At 68.3% G+C, this 20763-nt stretch carries 22 protein-coding genes and 1 tRNA gene; 12 read left to right on the top strand and 11 right to left on the bottom strand.

Annotated features, from left to right (window positions below):
• The first annotated feature begins 84 nt into the window (after positions 1-84).
• From ACI7YT_RS04960 to ACI7YT_RS04950, 3 genes are read left to right on the top strand one after another with little or no spacing between them, the layout of a single operon-like run.
• Positions 85-360, top strand: a complete 276-nt coding sequence (locus ACI7YT_RS04960; protein WP_406249357.1) for a multidrug ABC transporter ATPase — start codon at positions 85-87, stop codon at positions 358-360.
• A gap of 2 nt (positions 361-362) precedes the next feature.
• A complete protein-coding gene (locus tag ACI7YT_RS04955; protein ID WP_406249356.1) occupies positions 363-2069 on the top strand; it encodes a helicase-associated domain-containing protein in 1707 nt (568 codons plus the stop codon).
• Positions 2070-2108: 39 nt separating this feature from the next.
• Positions 2109-3752 carry a DNA repair helicase XPB gene (locus ACI7YT_RS04950; protein ID WP_406249355.1) on the top strand — a complete coding sequence of 548 codons (1644 nt, stop codon included), beginning with the start codon at positions 2109-2111 and terminating at the stop codon, positions 3750-3752.
• Here ACI7YT_RS04950 and ACI7YT_RS04945 read toward each other — a convergent pair whose 3' ends face one another.
• Positions 3753-3911, bottom strand: coding sequence for a hypothetical protein (locus tag ACI7YT_RS04945; protein ID WP_406249354.1), 159 nt, complete (start codon positions 3909-3911; stop codon positions 3753-3755).
• A gap of 83 nt (positions 3912-3994) precedes the next feature.
• Between ACI7YT_RS04945 and ACI7YT_RS04940 the strand changes: the two genes are divergently transcribed.
• From ACI7YT_RS04940 to ACI7YT_RS04930, 3 genes are all read left to right on the top strand, one after another.
• The gene (locus ACI7YT_RS04940) at positions 3995-4690 is read left to right on the top strand and encodes a response regulator transcription factor (protein ID WP_120229555.1); all 696 of its coding nucleotides are present in this window, start codon (positions 3995-3997) and stop codon (positions 4688-4690) included.
• Between the two features lie 37 nt (positions 4691-4727).
• Entirely contained in the window at positions 4728-6440 is a 1713-nt protein-coding gene (locus tag ACI7YT_RS04935) for a sensor histidine kinase (RefSeq protein ID WP_406249353.1), read from the top strand.
• A gap of 147 nt (positions 6441-6587) precedes the next feature.
• Positions 6588-6875 carry a WXG100 family type VII secretion target gene (locus ACI7YT_RS04930; RefSeq protein WP_406249352.1) on the top strand — a complete coding sequence of 96 codons (288 nt, stop codon included), beginning with the start codon at positions 6588-6590 and terminating at the stop codon, positions 6873-6875.
• Positions 6876-6942: 67 nt separating this feature from the next.
• On the opposite strand, the gene groL is transcribed toward ACI7YT_RS04930, so the two are convergent.
• The 3 genes from groL to ACI7YT_RS04915 form a co-directional block, all read right to left on the bottom strand.
• Positions 6943-8562, bottom strand: a complete 1620-nt coding sequence (gene groL / locus ACI7YT_RS04925; RefSeq protein ID WP_406249351.1) for a chaperonin GroEL — start codon at positions 8560-8562, stop codon at positions 6943-6945.
• 159 nt (positions 8563-8721) lie between these two features.
• Positions 8722-9279, bottom strand: coding sequence for a LytR C-terminal domain-containing protein (locus ACI7YT_RS04920; protein ID WP_406249350.1), 558 nt, complete (start codon positions 9277-9279; stop codon positions 8722-8724).
• A 68-nt stretch (positions 9280-9347) separates the two neighbouring features.
• Complete coding sequence (locus tag ACI7YT_RS04915) at positions 9348-9605, bottom strand: DUF3263 domain-containing protein (RefSeq protein ID WP_406249349.1); 258 nt, start codon at positions 9603-9605, stop codon at positions 9348-9350.
• A gap of 123 nt (positions 9606-9728) precedes the next feature.
• On the opposite strand from ACI7YT_RS04915, the gene msrB reads away from it, so the two are divergent.
• Complete coding sequence (gene msrB / locus ACI7YT_RS04910) at positions 9729-10148, top strand: peptide-methionine (R)-S-oxide reductase MsrB (RefSeq protein ID WP_406249348.1); 420 nt, start codon at positions 9729-9731, stop codon at positions 10146-10148.
• The gene (locus tag ACI7YT_RS04905) at positions 10145-10687 is read left to right on the top strand and encodes a nitroreductase family protein (RefSeq protein ID WP_406249347.1); all 543 of its coding nucleotides are present in this window, start codon (positions 10145-10147) and stop codon (positions 10685-10687) included. Before msrB ends, ACI7YT_RS04905 begins: the two co-directional genes overlap by 4 nt.
• A gap of 7 nt (positions 10688-10694) precedes the next feature.
• Here the strand turns inward: ACI7YT_RS04905 and ACI7YT_RS04900 are convergent, their stop codons facing one another.
• Positions 10695-11636, bottom strand: a complete 942-nt coding sequence (locus ACI7YT_RS04900) for a DMT family transporter (protein WP_406249346.1) — start codon at positions 11634-11636, stop codon at positions 10695-10697.
• A gap of 55 nt (positions 11637-11691) precedes the next feature.
• On the opposite strand from ACI7YT_RS04900, the gene ACI7YT_RS04895 reads away from it, so the two are divergent.
• Positions 11692-12348, top strand: coding sequence for an SOS response-associated peptidase family protein (locus tag ACI7YT_RS04895; RefSeq protein WP_406249345.1), 657 nt, complete (start codon positions 11692-11694; stop codon positions 12346-12348).
• Positions 12348-12743: an MmcQ/YjbR family DNA-binding protein gene (locus tag ACI7YT_RS04890; RefSeq protein WP_406249344.1), complete on the top strand. Its 396-nt coding sequence runs from the start codon at positions 12348-12350 to the stop codon at positions 12741-12743. Before ACI7YT_RS04895 ends, ACI7YT_RS04890 begins: the two co-directional genes overlap by 1 nt.
• On the opposite strand, the gene ACI7YT_RS04885 is transcribed toward ACI7YT_RS04890, so the two are convergent.
• The 3 genes from ACI7YT_RS04885 to ACI7YT_RS04875 all read right to left on the bottom strand — a co-directional run bounded on the left by ACI7YT_RS04885 (position 12731) and on the right by ACI7YT_RS04875 (position 14884).
• On the bottom strand, positions 12731-13705 hold the full coding sequence (locus tag ACI7YT_RS04885) for an aldo/keto reductase (RefSeq protein ID WP_406249343.1): 975 nt from the start codon (positions 13703-13705) through the stop codon (positions 12731-12733). The two genes, ACI7YT_RS04890 and ACI7YT_RS04885, sit on opposite strands and share 13 nt — an antisense overlap.
• 44 nt (positions 13706-13749) lie before the next feature.
• A tRNA-Thr gene (locus ACI7YT_RS04880) sits at positions 13750-13822 on the bottom strand.
• 72 nt (positions 13823-13894) lie between these two features.
• Positions 13895-14884: a DsbA family protein gene (locus tag ACI7YT_RS04875; protein ID WP_406249342.1), complete on the bottom strand. Its 990-nt coding sequence runs from the start codon at positions 14882-14884 to the stop codon at positions 13895-13897.
• 217 nt (positions 14885-15101) lie between these two features.
• On the opposite strand from ACI7YT_RS04875, the gene ACI7YT_RS04870 reads away from it, so the two are divergent.
• Positions 15102-16208, top strand: coding sequence for an ABC transporter ATP-binding protein (locus ACI7YT_RS04870; RefSeq protein WP_406249341.1), 1107 nt, complete (start codon positions 15102-15104; stop codon positions 16206-16208).
• Positions 16209-16293: 85 nt separating this feature from the next.
• The gene (locus tag ACI7YT_RS04865) at positions 16294-17598 is read left to right on the top strand and encodes a DUF4032 domain-containing protein (protein ID WP_406249340.1); all 1305 of its coding nucleotides are present in this window, start codon (positions 16294-16296) and stop codon (positions 17596-17598) included.
• Between the two features lie 84 nt (positions 17599-17682).
• Here ACI7YT_RS04865 and ACI7YT_RS04860 read toward each other — a convergent pair whose 3' ends face one another.
• The 3 genes from ACI7YT_RS04860 to cysS are packed head-to-tail and all read right to left on the bottom strand — an operon-like array spanning position 17683 to position 20751.
• Positions 17683-18324, bottom strand: a complete 642-nt coding sequence (locus ACI7YT_RS04860; RefSeq protein ID WP_406249339.1) for an NAD(P)-dependent oxidoreductase — start codon at positions 18322-18324, stop codon at positions 17683-17685.
• Positions 18325-18338: 14 nt separating this feature from the next.
• Complete coding sequence (rlmB, locus tag ACI7YT_RS04855; protein WP_406249338.1) at positions 18339-19355, bottom strand: 23S rRNA (guanosine(2251)-2'-O)-methyltransferase RlmB; 1017 nt, start codon at positions 19353-19355, stop codon at positions 18339-18341.
• Complete coding sequence (gene cysS, locus ACI7YT_RS04850) at positions 19348-20751, bottom strand: cysteine--tRNA ligase (RefSeq protein WP_406249337.1); 1404 nt, start codon at positions 20749-20751, stop codon at positions 19348-19350. Before cysS ends, rlmB begins: the two co-directional genes overlap by 8 nt.
• Positions 20752-20763: the final 12 nt, after the last annotated feature.

Below are 20763 nucleotides of genomic sequence, written 5' to 3'. Positions count from 1 at the left end.
CACTGTATTGCTATCGGAAAACTCGGGTGCGCCTGCGCGCACCTGCCTCGATCCTACCGGGAACAAGGGACTAGGCTGGGTCTGATGAGCACGCAGAATTCCGGATCGGACGTCCCGATCCGCGCAGTGGATCGGATCCTCGCCTTCACCGCGCTCGCGTTGGCCGCCCTCTCGGTCATCTGCTTCTTCGCGATCATCATCGGAACGGCCGTCGGGATGCATCACGAGGACTTCGCGAACGGTCTCTGGCCCTTCATCGCCGGTGTCCCGCAATGGGGTCTGCCGATCGCGTTCGTGCTGATCATCAGCCTGCTCGTCATGAGCTTCGCCCGGAAGGGCCGCGCGAACAAGCGCTCCTGACGATGAGCACGCATGCCCGCCCGCTCGCCGTGTGGCTGGCCGCCGCCTCGGACGCGGAACTGGAGCGTCTGTTCGCCGGACGCGGAGTCCGACCGGACGCCGCGTGGAACGACTTCTTCGACGTGGCCGAGGCCCTGCTCGATCCCGCCTCCGTCGACCGCGCCGTCTCGACGCTCTCCCGACAAGATGCCGCGGCGATCGCAGGCATCGCCGCGGGGAAGGACGCCGGAGCCCCCGTCGACCGCCTCATCGCCCTGGGCCTGATCGATCCGGACGGCGGGTTGTTCGCGCCTGTGGTCGAGTCCGTATCCGGTCGCTCACCGGTCCCGGCCGCCGACAGCGGTACTGCGACCGCGGCATCCGATGACGCGTCAGCGCGGGCAGCGGAGCTCGCGTTCGCGACCGTCGGCCGGCTCGCCGACCTGCTCCTCGCCGCCCGCGAGGCGCCACTCGCGCTCCTCGCGACCGGCGTGCTCGCCGCAGGCGAGAAGAAGCGTCTCACCGAGATCGGGATCGACTCCGAAGATGCAGACGAACTGCGGGCCATCGCCGCCGATGCCGCGCTGGTGCGCACGCATGAGCGACGCGTGCTTCCCGCGGCGGCAGCGGAGGACTGGCTCCGGCTGCCGTTCGCGGACCGTTGGACGCGACTGGTGACGGCATTCCGATCGGCGCTGCCCATCGGCATCCGCACGGGTGCCGGATGGCTGCCGCCCGCGGACTGGCGAAGCGCCTATCCGTGGGATGCCGCCTGGCCAGGGCGCGAGCAGCGCCTGCAGCGCCGCGCACGCCTGCTCGGCGTGATCGCGGACGACGACACCGAGCCGGTGTGGTCGGCGCAGCTCCGGCAGGGCCGGGAGGCCGATGCGGAGCCGCTCGGACGGCACGTCCCCGCCGAGGTCGACCGGGTGTTCCTGCAGAACGACCTCACAGCGATCGCTCCAGGACCGCTCCAGCCCGCACTCGACGTGCGCCTGCGCAGCATGGTGGAACGGGATCCGGCGCAGTCCTCCTCTTATCGCTTCACGGCCGAATCCATCACGCATGGACTCGTGGAGGGTGAGACCGAGGCCTCGATCATCGAATTCCTCACTGCTCTGTCCCTCACTGGGGTGCCGCAGCCGCTGGCCTACCTCGTCACCCAGACGGCCCAGCGTCATGGCCTCGTCCGCGTGTGGGATTCGGAGACCGGCACGATCGTCACGAGCAGCGACTCGCACCTCATCGAGACGATGAGCGTCGACCGCAGCCTGCGCCCTCTCGCGCTGGCCGCCGAGGACGGCATGCTCACCTCGCGCGTCCGCGCCGAGACCGTGTATTGGGCGCTCGTGGACGCGCGCTACCCGGCAACCCTCGTGGACGACGACGGACAGGCGATCTCCACCCGTCGCGCACCGGCCGTCGACGATGCACCGACGCAGAGCGCTCCGTCGTATGCGGCGCTCATCGCGCGACTCCGCGAGCACCAGGGGCCGGACGCCGACGCGGCGTGGCTCGATCGGGAACTCGAAGCGGCCGTCCGGCAGCGTGCCGTGGTCATCGTCGAGGTCGGCATGCCGGACGGCTCGTCGCGCGAGCTGACGCTCGAAGCCAGTGGACTCGGCGGTGGCCGCCTGCGCGGCCGCGACCGCGCCGCCGATGTCGAGCGGACGCTGCCGGTCTCCAGCATCCGATCCGCGCGGATCGTGGATGCGAGCGCCGAGCACTGACCGCGCCGCGCACGGCCGAGCGCAGTAGACTGGTCAGCTATGTCTGATGGCCCTTTGATCGTCCAGAGCGATCGCACCGTCCTGCTCGAGGTCGCCCACCCGGATGCCGAGAGCGCTCGCCACGAGCTGGCCATCTTCACCGAGCTCGAACGCGCCCCCGAGCACATCCACACGTATCGGATCACGCGCCTCGGCCTGTGGAACGCGCGCGCCGCCGGACACAGCGCGGAGGACATGCTGGACACGCTCGAGCGCTGGTCGCGTTTCCCCGTGCCGCCGTCGGTCTCCGTCGACCTCAAGGAGACCGTGAGCCGCTACGGGCGTCTCACGATCGAGCGCGACGACGAAGGCACACTCATCCTGCGCTCGATCGACCCCGCCGTGCTGACGCAGGTCGCGAACAACAAGCGCATCCAGCCCCTGCTGGTCGGACATCCCACCCCGGACACGTACGTCGTCGACGCATGGGCACGCGGACAGATCAAGCAGGAGCTGCTGAAGATCGGCTGGCCGGCCGAGGACCTCGCCGGCTACACCCCTGGCACACCGCACGAGATCGATCTGGCAGAGGACGGCTGGCACATCCGGCCGTATCAGCAGGATGCCGTCGACGCGTTCTCCAAGGACGGATCCGGCGTCGTGGTGCTGCCCTGCGGTGCCGGGAAGACGATCGTCGGCGCCGGTGCCATGGCCGCGACCAAGACCACGACGCTGATCCTCGTGACGAACACCGTCTCGGCCAGGCAGTGGCGCGACGAGCTACTCAAGCGCACCTCGCTCACCCCCGAGGAGATCGGCGAGTACTCCGGACAGGCCAAGGAGGTCAAGCCCGTCACGATCGCCACGTATCAGATCCTCACTGCCAAGCGGAAGGGCGAGTACGCGCACCTGGCGCTGCTGGACGCGCTGGACTGGGGGCTGATCGTCTACGACGAGGTGCACCTTCTTCCGGCTCCGGTGTTCAAGCTGACCGCCGACCTGCAGGCACGCCGCCGCATCGGGCTGACCGCGACGCTGGTACGCGAGGACGGCCGCGAAGGAGACGTGTTCAGCCTGATCGGTCCCAAGCGGTTCGACGCCCCGTGGAAGCAGATCGAAGCGCAGGGGTTCATCTCCCCCGCCGCCTGCTACGAGGTGCGCGTGGATCTGCCGCCGAACGACCGCCTGGAGTACGCGGCCGCCACCGATGACGACCGCTACCGGCTGGCGGCCTCCGCACCTGCGAAGATCGACGCCGTGCGAGAGCTGATCGCCAAGCACCCCGGCGAGCAGATCCTCGTCATCGGACAGTACCTGGATCAGCTCGAGACCCTGTCCGAGGCGCTGGACGCCCCGCAGATCACCGGTGCGACACCGGTCGACGAGCGCGAGGCGCTCTACCGTGCCTTCCGCGAAGGCGAGATCTCGCTGCTGGTGGTCTCGAAGGTCGCGAACTTCTCGATCGATCTGCCCGAGGCATCCGTCGCCATCCAGGTATCCGGATCATTCGGCTCCCGGCAGGAGGAGGCGCAGCGTCTCGGTCGCCTCCTGCGGCCCAAGCAGTCGGGGCACACCGCGAGCTTCTACACGCTCATCGCCCGCGACACGGTCGATCAGGACTACGCCCAGAACCGCCAGCGCTTCCTCGCCGAGCAGGGCTACAGCTACACGATCCTCGACGCGGACGAGCTCGCTGCGGCCTGATCATGCCGCCCGGCCTTCGCTCTCGAACCACTCCAGAGCGAGCCGGATGACCTCATCCGGGGCGTCATCCGTGATGAAATGCGCCGCATCGTCGACGAACGCGAGTTCGAAGCGGTCCTGGGCACCGATCGCGGCATCCGTCGCCCTGGCCGTCGCCACCGCGGTGCACGGACCAGCCGCCTGAAACCGCCGCTCCGGCAGATAATCAGCAACTGCATCGATGAAGTCACCATAATGGGGGCATGACTGATGCGCGCATCCTGGTCGTCGATGACGAGCCGAACATCCGTGACCTGCTGTCCACGGGTCTGAGCTTCGCCGGTTTCCAGGTGAAGACCGTCGGGAACGGAGCCGCCACGATCTCGGCGGTCCTCGAGGAGGAGCCCGACCTCATCATCCTCGACGTCATGCTTCCGGACATGAACGGGTTCAGCGTCACCAAGCGGTTGCGCGGCGCCGGGTTCACGGCGCCGATCCTCTTCCTGACCGCCAAGGACGACACCCAGGACAAGATCGAGGGACTCAACGCCGGCGGCGACGACTACGTCACCAAACCGTTCGCCCTCGACGAGATCGTCGCACGCGCTCAGGCCATCCTGCGCCGCACGATGCAGGCCGACGAGGAGTCGATCATCCGCGCCGGCGAGCTGTCGATGGACCAGGACACGCACGACGTGTATGTCGGCAAGGTTCCGATCGAGCTCAGCCCGACCGAGTTCAAGCTGCTGCGCTACCTCATGCTCAACCCCAATCGCGTGCTGTCGAAGGCGCAGATCCTCGATCACGTCTGGGAGTACGACTTCAACGGGGATGCGGGAATCGTGGAGAGCTACATCTCGTACCTTCGCCGCAAGATCGACCCGCATACCGAGGAATCCCTCATCCAGACCAAGCGCGGCTTCGGATACATGCTGAAGGTCGGCGGCAAGTCCGCCTGACCCGCAGCCGTCGCACGCCGTTCGCAGGAGGGACCGCATGGCGCACAAGCCCGACGCGGTCACCAGCTGGTGGCGGCGCATCAGCCTGCGCGCCAAGGTCACCGGCGTCACCGTCGCCGTGCTCGCGCTCGGGCTGCTCGTCGCCGGCATCGGCACCGTTCCGATCATGCGGGCAGCCCTGATCGGCAACATCAACGCGCAGCTGCAGCCGTTGTCGACCACGGACATGGCGGATCGGTTCTTCACCGTCTCGTCCAACGGCGACGGCGGACTCGTGCTCACTCCACGAGAGGATGCCGTCCGCAGCGAGGCCTTCGTGGCGTTCTACGACGCGGGCGGCACGTTCATCGCCCAGGCCGGCGGACCTCAGGATGCGGTGACCCCGGCTTTTCCGGAGACGTATCCGCTCGCCGAGGCCAAGGCGGACGAAGAGACCATTCCGCTCACGTTGACGGGCGTCGACGGCAAGACACCGTTCCACGGCGCCGTGAGCACGAAGCCAGGACCGGACGGCACCGTCTACGTGCAGTACGTGGCTCTGCCGCTCGAAGAGGTGGACCGCATCATCGGGCTCTACCTGGGCGTCTACACGACGGTCGCCCTGTTCACGATCCTCATCGCGGCCCTGCTCACCCGCGGGCTGGTCACGCTGACGTTCCGCCGCCTCGGCCACGTCGAGACGACCGCCATGGCGATCGCATCCGGCGACTTCGGTCAGCGCATGACCGACCTCGAGCCGACGACGGAGGTGGGCCGCCTCAACCTCGCGATCAATACGATGCTCGATCGCCTCGACCGGTCGATCGCCGAGCGCGACCGGACAGTGCAGCACATGCGGCGGTTCATCGGCGACGCGAGCCACGAGCTGCGCACGCCACTGGTGAGCGTGCGCGGATACGCCGAGCTCTACCGCATGGGCGCCATCCGCGGCGACGAGGACACCGCCAGGGCGATGGAGCGCATCGAGAAGGAGGCGATCCGGATGGGCGTGCTCGTCGAGGATCTCCTCGCACTGGCCCGCCTCGATGAGGAACGCGAACCCGAGATCGCCCCCCTCGACCTGCGCCCGATCGCCAGGGATGCCGCGCTGGATGTGCGCGCCGCCGCCCCGGGCCGCACGATCGCCGTGATCGACACCACCGCCGACCAGCCCCCGCTCAAGCCCCCGACGACCACCGTGCCGATCGAGCAGCATCGCCCGGCGCAGGGTCCGCGCGGCCGCGCCGGTGCGACACTGGCCCGACTGCGCCGACGTCCGCGATCCTCGCAGTCCGAGCCCGTCCCCGAGATCGACTTCAGCGAGGTCATCGACAATCCGGTGAGCACGCCGCCGATCGTGCTGGGCGAGGAGAACAAGGTGCGCCAGGTCGTGGCGAACCTGCTCGGCAACGCCCGGCGCTTCTCCGGCGAGGACTCCCCCATCGAGATCATCGTCGGCGCCGATCGTCTCGCCGGGGTCGGAACGATCTCGATCGCCGATCATGGCGAGGGCGTGCCCGAGCAGATCCGCGAGCAGATCTTCCAGCGGTTCTGGCGCGCCGACACCTCGCGGGCACGCGAGACCGGCGGGTCGGGGCTGGGGCTGGCGATCGTCGCCTCGATCGTCGAGGCCCTGCACGGCTCCGTGTCCGTGTCCGAGACTCCTGGTGGCGGAGCGACGTTCACGGTCACGCTCCCGCTCGCTCCTGCTCGTGCGATTCCCGAGCACCTGCTTCAGGACACCCAGCCGATCGAACCGCTCGAACTCTGACCACCACTCGCTCTGCACGGACTCGTCTGCGGCGCGGACTCTCCACGGATGCCGTGGACATCGCGCTTCCGACCGGACGCGGCGACGTGGCACCCGCCTAGTCTCAGAGCTCCCGGCGGCCGACGCCGGGCAACGAGAGGAGTCCCCATGTCCGTCTTCAGTGTCGACACCGAAGCAGTCAACGCCGCCACCGCGGCCACCCGCGGAACGGTCGAGCGCCTGCAGGCCGAGTCCACCGCGCTCTCCGCGCAGCTCACCCAGCTGCAGTCGTCGTGGACCGGTAACGCATCAGCCGCGTTCCAGACCTGCGGCGAGCAGTGGCGTGCCGCGCAGCTGCACGTGGAGCAGGTGCTCGCGTCGATCAGCGTCGCGCTCGGCAATGTCTCCCGCAACTACGAAGACGTCGACGCGTATTCGGCGAGCCTGTTCCGCTGATCCCCCGCTGCGGAACGCAGAAACGCCCCGGCCGAGGCCGGGGCGTTTCTGTGTAGAACGTCTGGACTCAGAAGTCCATGCCACCCGTCGGGTCGCCGGCCGGAGCCGGGTTCTTCTCGGGCTTGTCGGCGACGACGGCCTCGGTGGTGAGGAACAGACCGGCGATCGACGCCGCGTTCTGCAGAGCCGAACGCGTCACCTTGGCCGGGTCGATGATGCCCGCTGCGAACATGTCGACGTACTCGCCCGTGGCCGCGTTGAGGCCCTGGCCGATCGGCAGTTCCGCGACCTTCGCCGCGACGACACCAGGCTCGAGACCGGCGTTCAGCGCGATCTGCTTCAGCGGAGCCGAGATCGCGACGCGAACGATGTTCGCACCGGTCGCCTCGTCGCCCTCGAGCTCGAGAGCGTCGAGAGCCTTGGTGCCCGCCTGGATGAGCGCGACGCCACCACCGGGGACGATGCCCTCTTCCACAGCCGCCTTGGCGTTGCGGACGGCGTCCTCGATGCGGTGCTTGCGCTCCTTGAGCTCGACCTCGGTCGCGGCTCCGGCCTTGATGACGGCGACGCCACCGGCGAGCTTCGCGAGGCGCTCCTGGAGCTTCTCACGGTCGTAGTCGCTGTCGGTGTTGTCGATCTCGCGACGGATCTGGGTCACGCGACCCTCGATCGCGTCAGCCTCGCCGGCACCCTCGATGATCGTGGTCTCATCCTTGGTGATGATGACCTTGCGGGCACGGCCGAGCAGGTCGAGCGTCGTGTTCTCGAGCTTCAGACCGACCTCTTCGGTGATGACCTGACCACCGGTGAGGATCGCGATGTCCTGCAGCTGCGCCTTGCGACGGTCACCGAAACCGGGAGCCTTGACGGCAGCCGACTTGAAGATGCCGCGGATCTTGTTGAGCACGAGAGTCGCGAGCGCTTCGCCCTCGACGTCCTCGGCGATGATGACGAGCTCCTTGCCGTCCTGGATCACCTTGTCGACGACCGGGAGCAGGTCCTTGATGTTGGAGATCTTCGAGTTGGCGATGAGGATGTAGGGCTCCTCGAACACCGCCTCCTGGCGGTCGGGGTCCGTGACGAAGTAGGGGTTGATGTAGCCCTTGTCGAAGCGCATGCCCTCGGTGAGCTCGAGCTCGGTGCCGAAGGTCTGCGACTCCTCGACGGTGACGACACCCTCCTTGCCGACCTTGTCGATCGCCTCGGCGATCAGTTCGCCGATCGAGGCGTCAGCGGCGGAGATGGAGGCCGTGGCCGCGATCTCTTCCTTGGACTCGATCTCCTTGGCGCTGGAGAGGAGCTCTTCGGTGATGGCCGTGACAGCCTTCTCGATGCCCTTCTTCAGCGAGATCGGGTCGGCGCCGGCTGCGACGTTGCGCAGGCCTTCGCGGACCAGAGCCTGAGCGAGAACGGTCGCGGTGGTGGTTCCGTCACCCGCGACGTCGTCGGTCTTCTTGGCGACCTCCTTGACGAGCTCCGCACCGATCTTCTCGTACGGGTCGTCCAGCTCGATCTCCTTGGCGATCGAGACGCCGTCGTTCGTGATCGTGGGTGCGCCCCACTTCTTCTCGAGCACGACGTTGCGACCGCGCGGGCCGAGGGTCACCTTGACAGCGTCGGCGAGGATGTTCAGGCCGCGCTCGAGACCGCGGCGGGCCTCCTCATCGAAAGCGATGATCTTTGCCATGAGTTTTGTCGTCCCTCCTGGACGTAATACGTTCGGTTTAGCACTCAGAGCGATCGAGTGCTAACGCCCATTCTGGCACTCGACCCCATCGAGTGCAAGCCGCGTACGCGCAGGGAGAAACAGTCGCACCGCGATGGCTGTCGCCGCCCGATGCCGGACCTACTCGGCCGGTGCTTCACCCGTGCGGTCGAGCCCGATCACGATCGTCAGCTGCGCCTGGCCGGTGTCGTTCATCGCGGCGTAGTAGTCGCTCTGCTCAACGATCGCGCCGCCGATGAGGTCGGCGAGCCCAGCCGCGGCCTCCGCGTCGGCATCCTCCACGTAGTAGATCGTGGTGTCCTCGAAATCGTCCGATGCGCCATCGACGGCGAACACGAGTTCGGCGTTGTAGCCCGCGTTGATCAGCTCGTCGCGCATCTGGTCGTCCAGGGCGTCGTCCGGCGTGGCGTTGAGGATCATGACCGAGTAGGAGGTGTCGACGATCCCGGTCTCCTCCGGGGCAGGTGCGACGGTCTCCTGGTCGGTGGGGAACAACGCGATGCGCCCCATGACGACAAGCGCGACGAAGATCCCGACGACGAGCAGGACGAGGGCGGCGACGACGGACCAGAGCAGGACCATCCAGCCGTTGCTGCCTGGATTCTCTGCACGATGAGCGCCTACGCGGCCGGACGTGCGGGGGACATCGTCGAAACGATCACGAGCGGGCTTGGACACCCCTCGATGCTAGGGCATGCATCTCGGCATCCTCATCAGGGACGTTCAGGATGCCGGACGGGCGGCGCTCAGCCGACGAAGCCCTGCATCCGCACGCTGCGCTGGACGCCGCGGGAGTCCCGGATCCGACGCAGCCGCCGCACCAGCAGCGGGTCGTGCTCGAGCGCCTGCTCGGTGTCGATGAGACGCCACAGCAACTGGTAGTAGCGAGCAGGGCTCATCCCGAGCTGCGTACGGATCGCCTCTTCCTTGGCGCCGCTGTGCCGCGGCCAGGAGACCTCCAACGCGAGGATCGCGCGATCGCGGTCCGTCAGATCTCCGAGCATGTCCGAAGCCTACGCCGCGGTTCGCTCGATCCCGGGGAGCCACTCCAGGGTCCCTCCCAGCCCGCGCGCGCCGGCAGTCGCTCCGACGCGGGAGAATGGAACCTGATGACTCAGGAGGTCCCCATGTCCTACAGCGTGAACAAGTCCGATGCCGAGTGGCGTGCCGAGCTCGGTGATGAGCAGTTCGCGGTGCTGCGCCAAGCGGCGACCGAACGCGCCTGGACGGGCGAGCTGCTCGACGAGGAGCGCGCCGGGCTGTACACCTGCGGCGCGTGCGATGCGGAACTGTTCAAGAGCGGCACCAAGTTCGATTCCGGCTGCGGCTGGCCCAGCTTCTACGAGTCGATCCGCCCGGATGCGGTCGAGCTCATCGAGGACACCACCCTCGGGATGGTGCGCACCGAGGTGCGCTGCGCGAACTGCGGCTCGCACCTCGGCCATGTCTTCCCCGACGGCTTCGGCACGCCGACCGGCGACCGCTACTGCATGAACTCGCTCGCGCTGAACTTCGCCCCGGAGGCGTCGGAAGCTCCGCAGTCGTGAGCGCACTCGACGCCGTCCGTGCGCGTCAGTCCTGGTCGAAGGTCACCGACCAGGCCCCGACGCGTTCGGAGCTGCTGCCCCTGGTCGCGGCGGCCGGGCGGGTCGCGGACCATTCGTCTCTGCGCCCCTGGCGGCTCATCGAGCTGCGTGGTGCGGATCGTGAGGTGCTCGGCAAGGCGATCGCGAAGGCCGAGGGGGACAAGCACCCATCGTCGAAACCACTGCGCGCTCCCCTGCTGATCGCCGTGGTGGCGAGCTATCGCACCAGCGACAAGGTGCCGCGCTGGGAACAGGAGGCCGTGGCATCCGGAGTCGCGCATACATTGAGCCTGCTGCTCGACGAGGCGGGCTGGGGCGTGCTGTGGCGCACCGGTCACTACACGCGTTCGAAGGCCGTCGCGAAGGCGCACGGCCTCAAGAAGAACGAGGAGCTGCTCGGCTGGCTCTACGTCGGTGGCAAACCCGCGAAGAAGCCGGGCCGCCGCAAGCCGGTGGACGCCCGCGCTCTGCTGACGCGGATGCCGGAGAAGAAGAAGTAGCAGTCGATCAGCGTCGTCGTGGACGGATCACGGCGACGAGGACGCTGGCCACGGCCACGGCCACCATCGCGACGGTCTGCCAGAGGGCGGGCCCGGCTTCGGCCGGCCAGATCGCGTCGATGATCACGGCCGTCACGAGCTGACCGAGCACGGATCCGAGGCCCAGCAGCAGAACCCCGGTCCGCGCGACGAGCGCCGCCGCGAGGAAGATGTAGATCACGCCGAGCAGGCCGCCGAGGTACATCCACGGATCGGCGGGCAGCGGGTTCGTAGCCCCGCCGACGAGCAGACTGATCCCTGCGGCGACGGCGAGCACCACGGTCCCGGCGATGAAGCTCACGGTGGTGGCGATCGCCGGAGACTCCACACGTTGTGCGAGGCGACCGTTCGCCGCCTGCTGCCACGCGATGCCGACACCGGCCGCGAACGGCAGGATCAGCATCCACAGCGGCGCGTGGGCGAGCACGTCTCCGCCGAGGGAGATCCCGACCGCGATCAGCGCGAGCGCTCCCCCGGCCACGCGCCCCATCGTCACGGCGACGACACCGGCCGGCCCGAAGCCGAGCCGATCGAGGATCAGGCCGTGCAGCGTCTGGCCAGCCACGACGCCGACGGTGAAGAGGGACACCCCGAGAACTGCGGCGGTCAGGCCCTGCGTCGTCACGGTCAGAGCTCCGCACGCTCCGCCCAGCAGCATCCACGGCGGGATGCTGCGGGATCGGATGCCTCGCCACAGGCGAGCCATCCCGGCACGCCCTGAGGGCACCACTCCGACCAGGACGACGAGCAGCAGAAGTCCGGAGCCGAAGGAGACGAGCCCCGCGACGACGCCGTTGCCGATGCTGACCCCGAGAACGCCATTGATGCGCGCCTGGACCGCTGTCATCGCCCCGATCGAGATCGCGCCGCCGATCGCCGCGAAGGCGGGCAGTCGGCGAGTACGAGGCACTTCTGCCACGCTACCGGACGGACCGAATGTCCGCGGTCGAGGCTACTCTTGCGGCATGTGCGCGAGCTATGGACTCGATCCCCGATTCACCGACGCCGAGCTGCTGGCCGAAGCGGATGCCGACATCCTCGACGGCCTGCGGGAGTGGGCCGAACGCAACGCCGGCGAGACGCTCCGGCCGACCGGCAAGAACCTGCGCAATCTCAACCCGATCGTCGTGCCGCGCGACGGCGAGCCGACACTGGAGCCCGCGTGGTGGGGCTTCCTGGTGAACGGTGAGCCGGCGAAGTTCCCCTCGATCAACACGCGCTCCGAGCGGCTGCAGGATCAACCGGGGAAGGCACGGTCGCGAGCGATCGTCCCGGCGACTGGCTGGTTCGAACTGCAGAAGCCCGACCGGGTGTGGCACGAGTTCGGTCTCGACAGCGGCGCGCTGTTCGGGATGGCCGCCGTGGCGCAGCGCGGGCGGACGGCCGACGGCGAGTGGTTCACGTGCTTCTCGATCGTCATGCGTCCGGCTCCCGAGCATCTCGCCGGCCTTCACGACCGGATGCCGGTGCTGATCCCCACCGACTACGCGCACGACTGGCTGCTGGGCGAGGGCGGGCGCGCGGTGATCGACGGGGCGCTCGCGGCCGCGGCGTCCCAGGACGAACGCGTCGTCGCGACACCTCGCAACAACGACAAAGGCGCCGAGGAGAAGCTGTTCTGATGGATGACGAGACGCTGCTGAAAGCGGCGACGGAGCGTGCCGACGAACTGCCCGGCGCCGGTCTCGAGCATCCGTTCGGCCCGGAGTGGGACGTCTTCAAGGTCCGCGGCAAGGTGTTCATGCTGCAGACGCGCTACGCGGGCCGCGCCATGGTGACGCTGAAGTCGCACCCCGAGGACGCCGAGGCGCTGTGCGCGACGTTCGCCGACATCGCGCCCGGCTATCACATGAACAAGAAGCACTGGATCTCGGTGACCCCCGGGGCATCCATCGAACCAGGGCTCATCGAAGAGCTCGTGACGGAGTCCTATCGACTGGTCGTCGAGAAGCTCCCGCGCGCGCAGCGCCCGGTCGACCCGAACGTGTTCGGCGTCGCGTCACCTCACCAGGCGTAGGCCTCCGGTGCCTGACCGCCAGGGCCGGGGAAGATCTCGTCCAGCGCGCGGAGGTCGTCCGCGCTGAGCGCGATGTCGAGGGCGGTGACGGCGGATTCCAGCTGCGCAACCGTGCGGGGGCCGATGATGGGCCCAGTGACGCCCGGCTGGTGCAGCAGCCACGCGAGCCCCAGCGCAGCCGGCTTCCAGCCGCGTTCCTGAGCGAAGCGCTCGTAGGCCTCGACCTGATCGCGGTGCTTGGCCCGGGTCTCGGCGGCGCGCCCGGTGTTGGATCGGGCGTTCGCATCGGAGGATCCGCCGCTGAGGAGTCCACCGCTGAGCGGCGACCAGGGGAGGATGCCGAGACCGTAATTGCGGGCCGCGGGGATGACCTCGAGTTCGATCGTGCGATGCGCGAGGTTGTAGAGCGACTGTTCGCTCACCAGGCCGAGGAAGTGCCGCTGCTTCGCGATCTCGTTCGCCTGGGCGATGTTCCAGGCGGCGAAGTTCGAGCTGCCCGTGTAGACGACCTCGGCCCGCGAGACGAGGATCTCCATGGCCTGCCACATCTCGTCCCACGGGATGTGCCGGTCGATGTGGTGGAACTGGTAGAGGTCGATCCGATCGGTCTGCAGACGGCTCAGCGAGCCGATCGCTTCGCGCCGCACCTGCCACGCCGACGAACCGCGGGCGTTGACGACGTCGCCGTCCACCATCGGGGAATGCACCTTCGTGGCGAGCACGATGTCGTCTCGCACACCGGGGCGGGCGCTGAACCAGCGTCCGATGATCTCCTCGGTCGCCCCGCGTCCGCCGCTGCCTCCGTACGCGTTGGCCGTGTCGAAGAAGTTCACCCCGAGCTCGAGAGCGCGATCCATGATCGCGAAGGATTCCTCTTCAGAGGTGCGATCACCGAAGTTCATCGTCCCGAGGACGATGCGCGAGACCTGCGTGCCGGTGCGTCCGAGATGCGTGTAGTCCATGCGAGCCATCCTGGCACGGCGGCGACAGGGGAAGGGCCGATCGGAGCCGACTGCGGGGCTCGAACCCGCGACATCCTGTTTACAAGACAGGTGCTCTACCAGCTGAGCTAAGTCGGCGTACGGCGCCGAGGAGCCGCATGAGAGATTCTATGGCACCGCACCGACCGGCTCAGGACCGGTCGGCGGATGTCACTCGGCGGGCGTCTCGGTCGCCGGTGTCTCGGTCGTGGCAGGAGTCTCCGACGGCGTCGGGGTCGGCGTCGCCGTCTCGGTCGCCTCGTAGTAGGCGTCGCTGGAGACGGTGAGCACGAACTGCGAGAACTCGGCCGGGTCGTTGAGCGAACCGACGTAGGCCTGCCCGTTGACGACGACCATCGGAGCCGCGCTCAGTGCGAGGTCCTCCGAGCCGGGCAGCGGGCCTTCGAGCGCGCGAGCCGTGGCATCCTTCGCCCAGGACACGAAGTCCTGACCCTCGATGCACGAGCGCACCTTCTTGCCCGCGTCGACACCGACGGCGCCGGCGAGGTCGGCGAGCTCGACGTCAGAGCGGCCGTCGCTGTCGACCTCCGGCTGGCCGATGAGCAGCTCGTGGTTGAAGGCGTAGAACTGCGTCGGCGAGTACTCGGCGACGCAGGCCGCCGCGGCGGCTGCGCGCAGCGAGTACTTCGTGCCGTTGGAGTTCGCGGTGAGAAGCGACACCGGGTGATACGTGACGCTCGCTGCGCCCTCGGTGATCCAGCCGGTCAGCTGAAGGGCGTTGGCGCGCTCGAACTCACCGGCACCCGGCGACAGGTAGTCGACGTAGATGTGGATGTCGACGGCACCGGCAGCGGTCGGCTCCGGCGTGGGAGTCGCCTCTTCGCCTGCCTCGGTCGGCGCCGCCGTCGGCGTCGCGGGGATCTCGCCGTTGGCGATCGTCGCCCCCGTGATCTCGTGGACGACGACGCCGTCGTCGTCCAGCCCGGCGGGATTCATCGTCGGTTCGGACACCGACGAGTTGACCGCCATCGCCACCGCGGTGCCGACGGCACCGACGGCGACGACCGCCACCAGTCCGATGATGATCCGACGCACGATGCGCGCGCGGGACTGCTTGGCATTGACCTGCTGTGCCTTCTCCCGGACCGCCTCGCGGGTATTGCGGGTGGCGGGGACGTTCGGCGTTTCGTCGCTCGACATCGTTCCTCTTGAAAGTCTGCGGGGACGGGTTCCCCCAAATGGCCACTCAGTGGAGCAGCACTGGTATCGATGCTAACGAGGCAGGCTGGGAAATACCCAGATGCGGCAAGTCATGGCATACTGAACTCGGCCCAACGGTGGGCCACGGCGGGTGCACCCCGCCGCTTCCATCACAACGGATCGTCCGGCACGTACCTGCCGGTGAAGGAGAAATGCAATGGCAACTGTCACTTTCGATGACGCCACCCGCCTGTACCCCGGCGGAACCCGTCCCGCTGTCGACAAGCTCAACCTCGAAGTGGGAGACGGCGAGTTCCTCGTCCTGGTCGGCCCCTCCGGTTGCGGTAAGTCCACGTCGCTTCGTATGCTCGCCGGCCTCGAAGAGGTCAACGCCGGCCGCATCCTCATCGGCGACCGCGACGTCACCGACGTCCCGCCGAAGGATCGCGACATCGCGATGGTCTTCCAGAACTACGCCCTGTACCCGCACATGACGGTCGCCGAGAACATGGGCTTCGCGCTCAAGATCGCCGGCATCGGCAAGGAAGAGCGCGCAGCACGCGTGCTCGAGGCGGCGAAGCTCCTCGACCTCGAGGACTACCTCACCCGCAAGCCGAAGGCCCTCTCCGGTGGTCAGCGTCAGCGCGTCGCCATGGGTCGCGCCATCGTGCGTCAGCCCCAGGTGTTCCTCATGGACGAGCCGCTGTCGAACCTCGACGCCAAGCTCCGTGTCCAGACCCGTACGCAGATCGCGTCGCTGCAGCGTCGCCTCGGCGTCACGACCGTCTACGTCACGCACGACCAGACCGAGGCTCTGACCATGGGTGACCGCATCGCGGTCCTCAAGGACGGCATCCTGCAGCAGGTCGGCACGCCGCGCGACCTGTACGAGAAGCCGAACAACGTGTTCGTCGCCGGCTTCATCGGCTCCCCCGCCATGAACCTGTTCCCGGCGGACCTCGCCGAGGGCGGCGTGCGCTTCGGTTCCGAGGTCGTCCCGCTCGACCGCGACACGGTGGGCCGCGCACACGGCAGCCAGGTCATGGTCGGCGTCCGCCCCGAGGACATCACGGTCGGCCCCGCCGATGGCAAGGGCATCCCGGTCACGGTCGACCTCGTCGAGGAGCTCGGTGCTGACGGCTACCTGTACGGCCACACCGAGATCAACGGCAAGCGCTCCGACATCGTCGCGCGCGTCGACGGCCGCAGCCACCCCAACGCGGGCGAGACCGTCACGCTGGCCGCCAACCCCGGCCACGTGCACGCGTTCGACCTCGAGTCGGGTGAGCGTCTGAACGACAAGCCGATCGTCTCGGCGGCGTAAGCACACCACACACGCGGCGCGGGCTGACCTTCTGGTCGCCCGCGCCGCGGCGTTTTCCAGGATCCACGGACAGCGAGGAGACCCGATGCAGGACGCACTGCGCATCACCGCGAGCGCCGTCGACCCGGGCCTGCTCGGACTGCCGTGGTCCGTCCCGCTGGCGAAGTGGCCGTCCGAGCACATCGTCTCGCTTCCCAAGGGTCTCTCCCGGCACCTGGTCCGCTTCGCCGATCTCTCCGGACGCGTCGTCGCCGTCAAGGAGACCACCTCCGAGATGGCGCGACGCGAGTACGAGATGCTCGGGAACCTCGCCAAGCTCGACGTGCCGTGCGTGGCCAGGGTCGCCGTCATCGACGGCCGGACGGATGCCGCGGGCACCGTGCTCCCCGCCGCTCTCGTCACCTCGCACCTGCGCTTCTCGATGCCGTACCGCGCCCTGTTCACCCGGGTGCTGCGACCGGACACCGCGACCCGCCTCGTCGACGCGCTGGCGCTGCTGCTGGTCCGCCTGCACAACGTGGGCTTCTACTGGGGCGACGTCTCGCTGTCGAACACGCTCTTCCGCCGGGACGCCGGAGCCTTCGCGGCCTACCTGGTGGATGCCGAGACCGGTGAGCTGCACGAGGAAGGACTCACCGAAGGTCAGCGCGCCTACGATCTCGATCTCGCGCGCACCAACATCGCCGGGGAGATCATGGACCTCGCCGCCGGTGGCCGGCTCGAGCACGGAGTGGATGCCGTGGCGATCGCCGATGGCATCGTCTCGTCCTACCATTCCCTCTGGGGCGCTCTCACGGCCCATGAGTCGTTCTCGGCGAACGAGACCTGGCGCATCACCGAGCGCGTCGAGCGGCTGAACGCCCTCGGATTCGACATCGACGAGATGTCGATGTCGACCACGGCGGACGGCACTCTGGTCGAGATCCAGCCGAAGGTCGTCGATGCAGGTCACCACCAGCGCCGCCTGATCCGCCTGACGGGCCTCGACGTCGAAGAGAATCAGGCCCGGCGCCTGCTGAACGACCTGGACGAATTCCGCGCGCGGTCGAAGAAGCAATGGGCGGACGAGGAGATGTACGCGCACGAGTGGCTGACGCGCGTCTTCGAGCCGGTCGTCCGCGCCATCCCGTACGACCTGCGAGCCAAGCTCGAACCGGCGGAGGTCTTCCACCAGGTGCTCGAGCACCGCTGGTATCTGTCGCAGGCCCAGGGCCGTTCCGTGCCGCTCGCCGAAGTGCTGACGAGCTACATCAATGAAGTGCTGCGACACCGTCGCGACGAGGCCACCATCATGGGCCCGCCCACCGAGACGATGGCGATCCCCGTGGTCACCGACGCCGTCCCTGTGTCGGACGACACGGCCGCGCTCGACTGGCGCGATCTGGTGTGACGCAGCACCCGCGGGCGAGCGGAATCATGCGACCTGTATGAGGCGGTCGCACGCAGCCTGCTCCCGGAATCGCAGCACGTCGATCTAGTAGCCGACCGTGAACCGCTCGCGGTGGTGGTTGCCCTGCTCGATCTCGTCGATCATCGCGATGGCGAAGTCCGCTCCCGAGATGAACGACTTGCCGTCGGCATCGCGCACGAGGACGTCGCCGCCGTCGCGGTAGTGACCGGTGCGCTCCCCCTCGGCCCACGGCCCGAAGACCTCGGCGGGGTGGACGAAGAACCAGTCGAGACCGGCATCCGACGCTTCCAGCAATGCGAGCGAGTCGATGCCGACCTGCGCCTCGTGCTTGTACTCCTCGGGGAAGCCCTGGTCGAACAGCCGGGGCCCACCGGGCGCGACCAGGCTGCCGCCGGCGCCGCCGATGACGCCGAGGCGTGTGGGCGTGCCGGTCAGCTTCGCGATGAGCCCGCGGAGGGCTCCGAGCACGGCTTCTGCCATGTCGCCGCGGGGCGAGAGGGCGGACACCACGGCATCCGCACCATCGAAGACGTCGCCGAGATCATCGATGTCGAGCACCGAGCCCTGCACGGCCAACGCACCGTCGACGGGATTGTCCGGCTTCGAACGCGAGACAGAGATCACCTCATGTCCGCGGTTCACCGCCTCCTGGACGATGTGGCGTCCGGCGTAGCCGGTTCCTCCGATGACGACGATGCGAGCCATGTGCTTCCCCTCTGCTACTTCAGCGCGTTTCGGACGGTGGACACCTGGTACAGCGCGACGGAGGTCGCGATACCGGCGTTCAGCGATTCGGTGGCGGTCGAGATCGGGATCGAGACGATCTGATCGCAGGTCTCGGTGACCAGGCGCGACAGTCCCTTGCCCTCGGATCCGACGACGATGATCACGGGACGATCGGCGAGCTCGAGCTGCGGCAGCAGGACGTCGCCGTCGCCGTCGAGACCGAGCACGAACACGCCCTGCTTCTTGAACTCCTTGAGCTGGGTCGTGAGGTTCGTGGCCAGCGCGACGGGGATGCGCGCCGCGGCTCCGGCGCTCGTCTTCCACGCCGCGGAGTTGACCCCGGCCGAGCGGCGCTGCGGAAGGATGATCCCCTGGCTGCCGAACGCCGCGGCCGAGCGGATGATCGCGCCCAGGTTGCGCGGGTCGGTCACGCCGTCGAGCGCGACGAACAGCGGCACCTCACCACGAGCGATGACCTTCTCCAGCAGATCCTGCGGATGGGCGTACTCGTACGGCGGCACCTTGAGCGCGACGCCCTGGTGCACGCCGTCGAAGCCGGCCATGCGGTCCAGTTCCTGCCGCGTGACCTCGAGCATCGGGATGTCGCGGTGCTTGGCGATGGCGAGCATCTCCTTGACGCGGTCGTCCATCTCGACGCGCTGCGCGATGTACAGCGCGGTCGCGGGGATCTTCGTGCGCAGCGCCTCGAGCACGGAGTTGCGCCCGGTGACCGTCTCGGTGTCGGAGGTGTTGTCCTTCGCCCGTGCCGAGCGGTTCGGGTTGCCGCCCGACGTCTGCCGCTTACCGGCGACTCCGGGGCGCCCCTTGCCGCCGGACGCCGCATAGCGCTCGGCTGCGGCCTTGCGCTTACCGGCGACGTGCCAGGCGCGATCCTCTGCCTTCGGCGTCGGTCCGCGGCCCTCGAGCGCCTTGCGCCCGAGCCCGCCGGTGCCCTTGGTCGGGCCCTTCTTCTTGCCCTTGCCCGCGGAGGGGTTGCCTGGCTTAGCCATCGATACTCCAATGTGTTCCGTCCGGAGTGTCCTCCAGAGTGATGCCTGCGGCAGCGACCGCGTCGCGGATGCGATCCGCCGCTGCCCAATCCTTGTCGGCGCGCGCCTGCGCGCGCTGGTCGATCATCGTGCGCACGAGGGCGTCCAGGGCGGATGCCTCGGCTCCGGCGCCGTTCGTCTGCTGCTGCGCGCGCGGGTCGATGCCGAGGATCGACAGCATCGACAGCGCCGAGCCGAGCGCGGCCCGCACGCCGTCGGCATCGCGAGCGTCCAGTGCGGTGTTGCCGACGCGCACGGTCTCATGCAGCACCGCGAGCGCCTGAGGGATGCCGAGGTCGTCGTCCAGCGCTGCAACGAAAGCATCCGGGATGCCGGAATCGGATGCTGCTTCGTCGCCGACCACGCGCCCGGCGCGCTCCACGAAGGTTCGGATCCGGCCGAGCGCCGCTTCGGCTTCCGCCCACGACGATTCCGTCAGGTCGAGGCTCGAACGATAGTGCGCCGCGGCGAGCGCGTAGCGCACCACCAGCGGATCGTGCGTCTTGAGGACATCGGCGGCGAGGGTGAAGTTGCCCAGCGACTTCGACATCTTCTGCCCGTCCACCGTCACGAGACCGTTGTGCACCCAGTACCGCGCGAAGCCGTCGCCGGCCGCGGTCGACTGCGCGAGTTCGTTCTCGTGGTGCGGGAAGCGCAGGTCGAGTCCGCCGCCGTGGATGTCGAACTCGGCGCCGAGATACCGCTTCGACATGGCGGAGCATTCGATGTGCCATCCGGGGCGACCGTCGCCCCAGGGCGAGTGCCACACGGCATCCGCCGGCTCGTCCGGCTTGGCGCCCTTCCAAAGGGCGAAGTCCTGCGGGTTGCGCTTGCCTCGAGGGTCGGCGTCTTCTGCGGCCTCCATCGCGTCGATGGACTGCCGCGTGAGTTCGCCGTATGCCGGCCAGGAGCGCACATCGAAGTACACGTCTCCTGATCCGTCCGGAGCCGCGTAGGCGTGCCCGCGCTCGATGAGCGTCTGGATCAGCTCCTGCATCTGCGGAATCGAGCCGGTCGCGCGGGGTTCGTACGTCGGAGGCAGGATGCCGATGCCGGTGTAGGCCGCGGCGAATTCCTGCTCCATCCGGTATGCCAGAGCCCACCAGGGTTCGGCGTCCGTGCCGTTCGCGAGCACCTTGTCATCGATGTCCGTGACATTGCGCACGACCGTGACGCGCCCGTAGCGGTGCTGCAGCCAACGCCGCAGGATGTCGTAGCTCAGGGCGCTGCGCACATGCCCGATGTGCGGGCCGGACTGCACCGTGGGTCCGCACACGTACATCGTGATGTTCTCGGGGTCGAGAGGCACGAAGTCGCGCAGCTGCTGTGCGCGGGTGTCGTAGAGACGGATGGTCACTGCAACAGCCTA

It is taken from the genome of Microbacterium sp. M, assembly GCF_045181065.1.
Classification (GTDB): domain Bacteria; phylum Actinomycetota; class Actinomycetes; order Actinomycetales; family Microbacteriaceae; genus Microbacterium.
The sequence above is the reverse complement of the archived record's forward strand: the minus strand, read 5'-3'. Positions and strand labels throughout refer to the sequence as shown.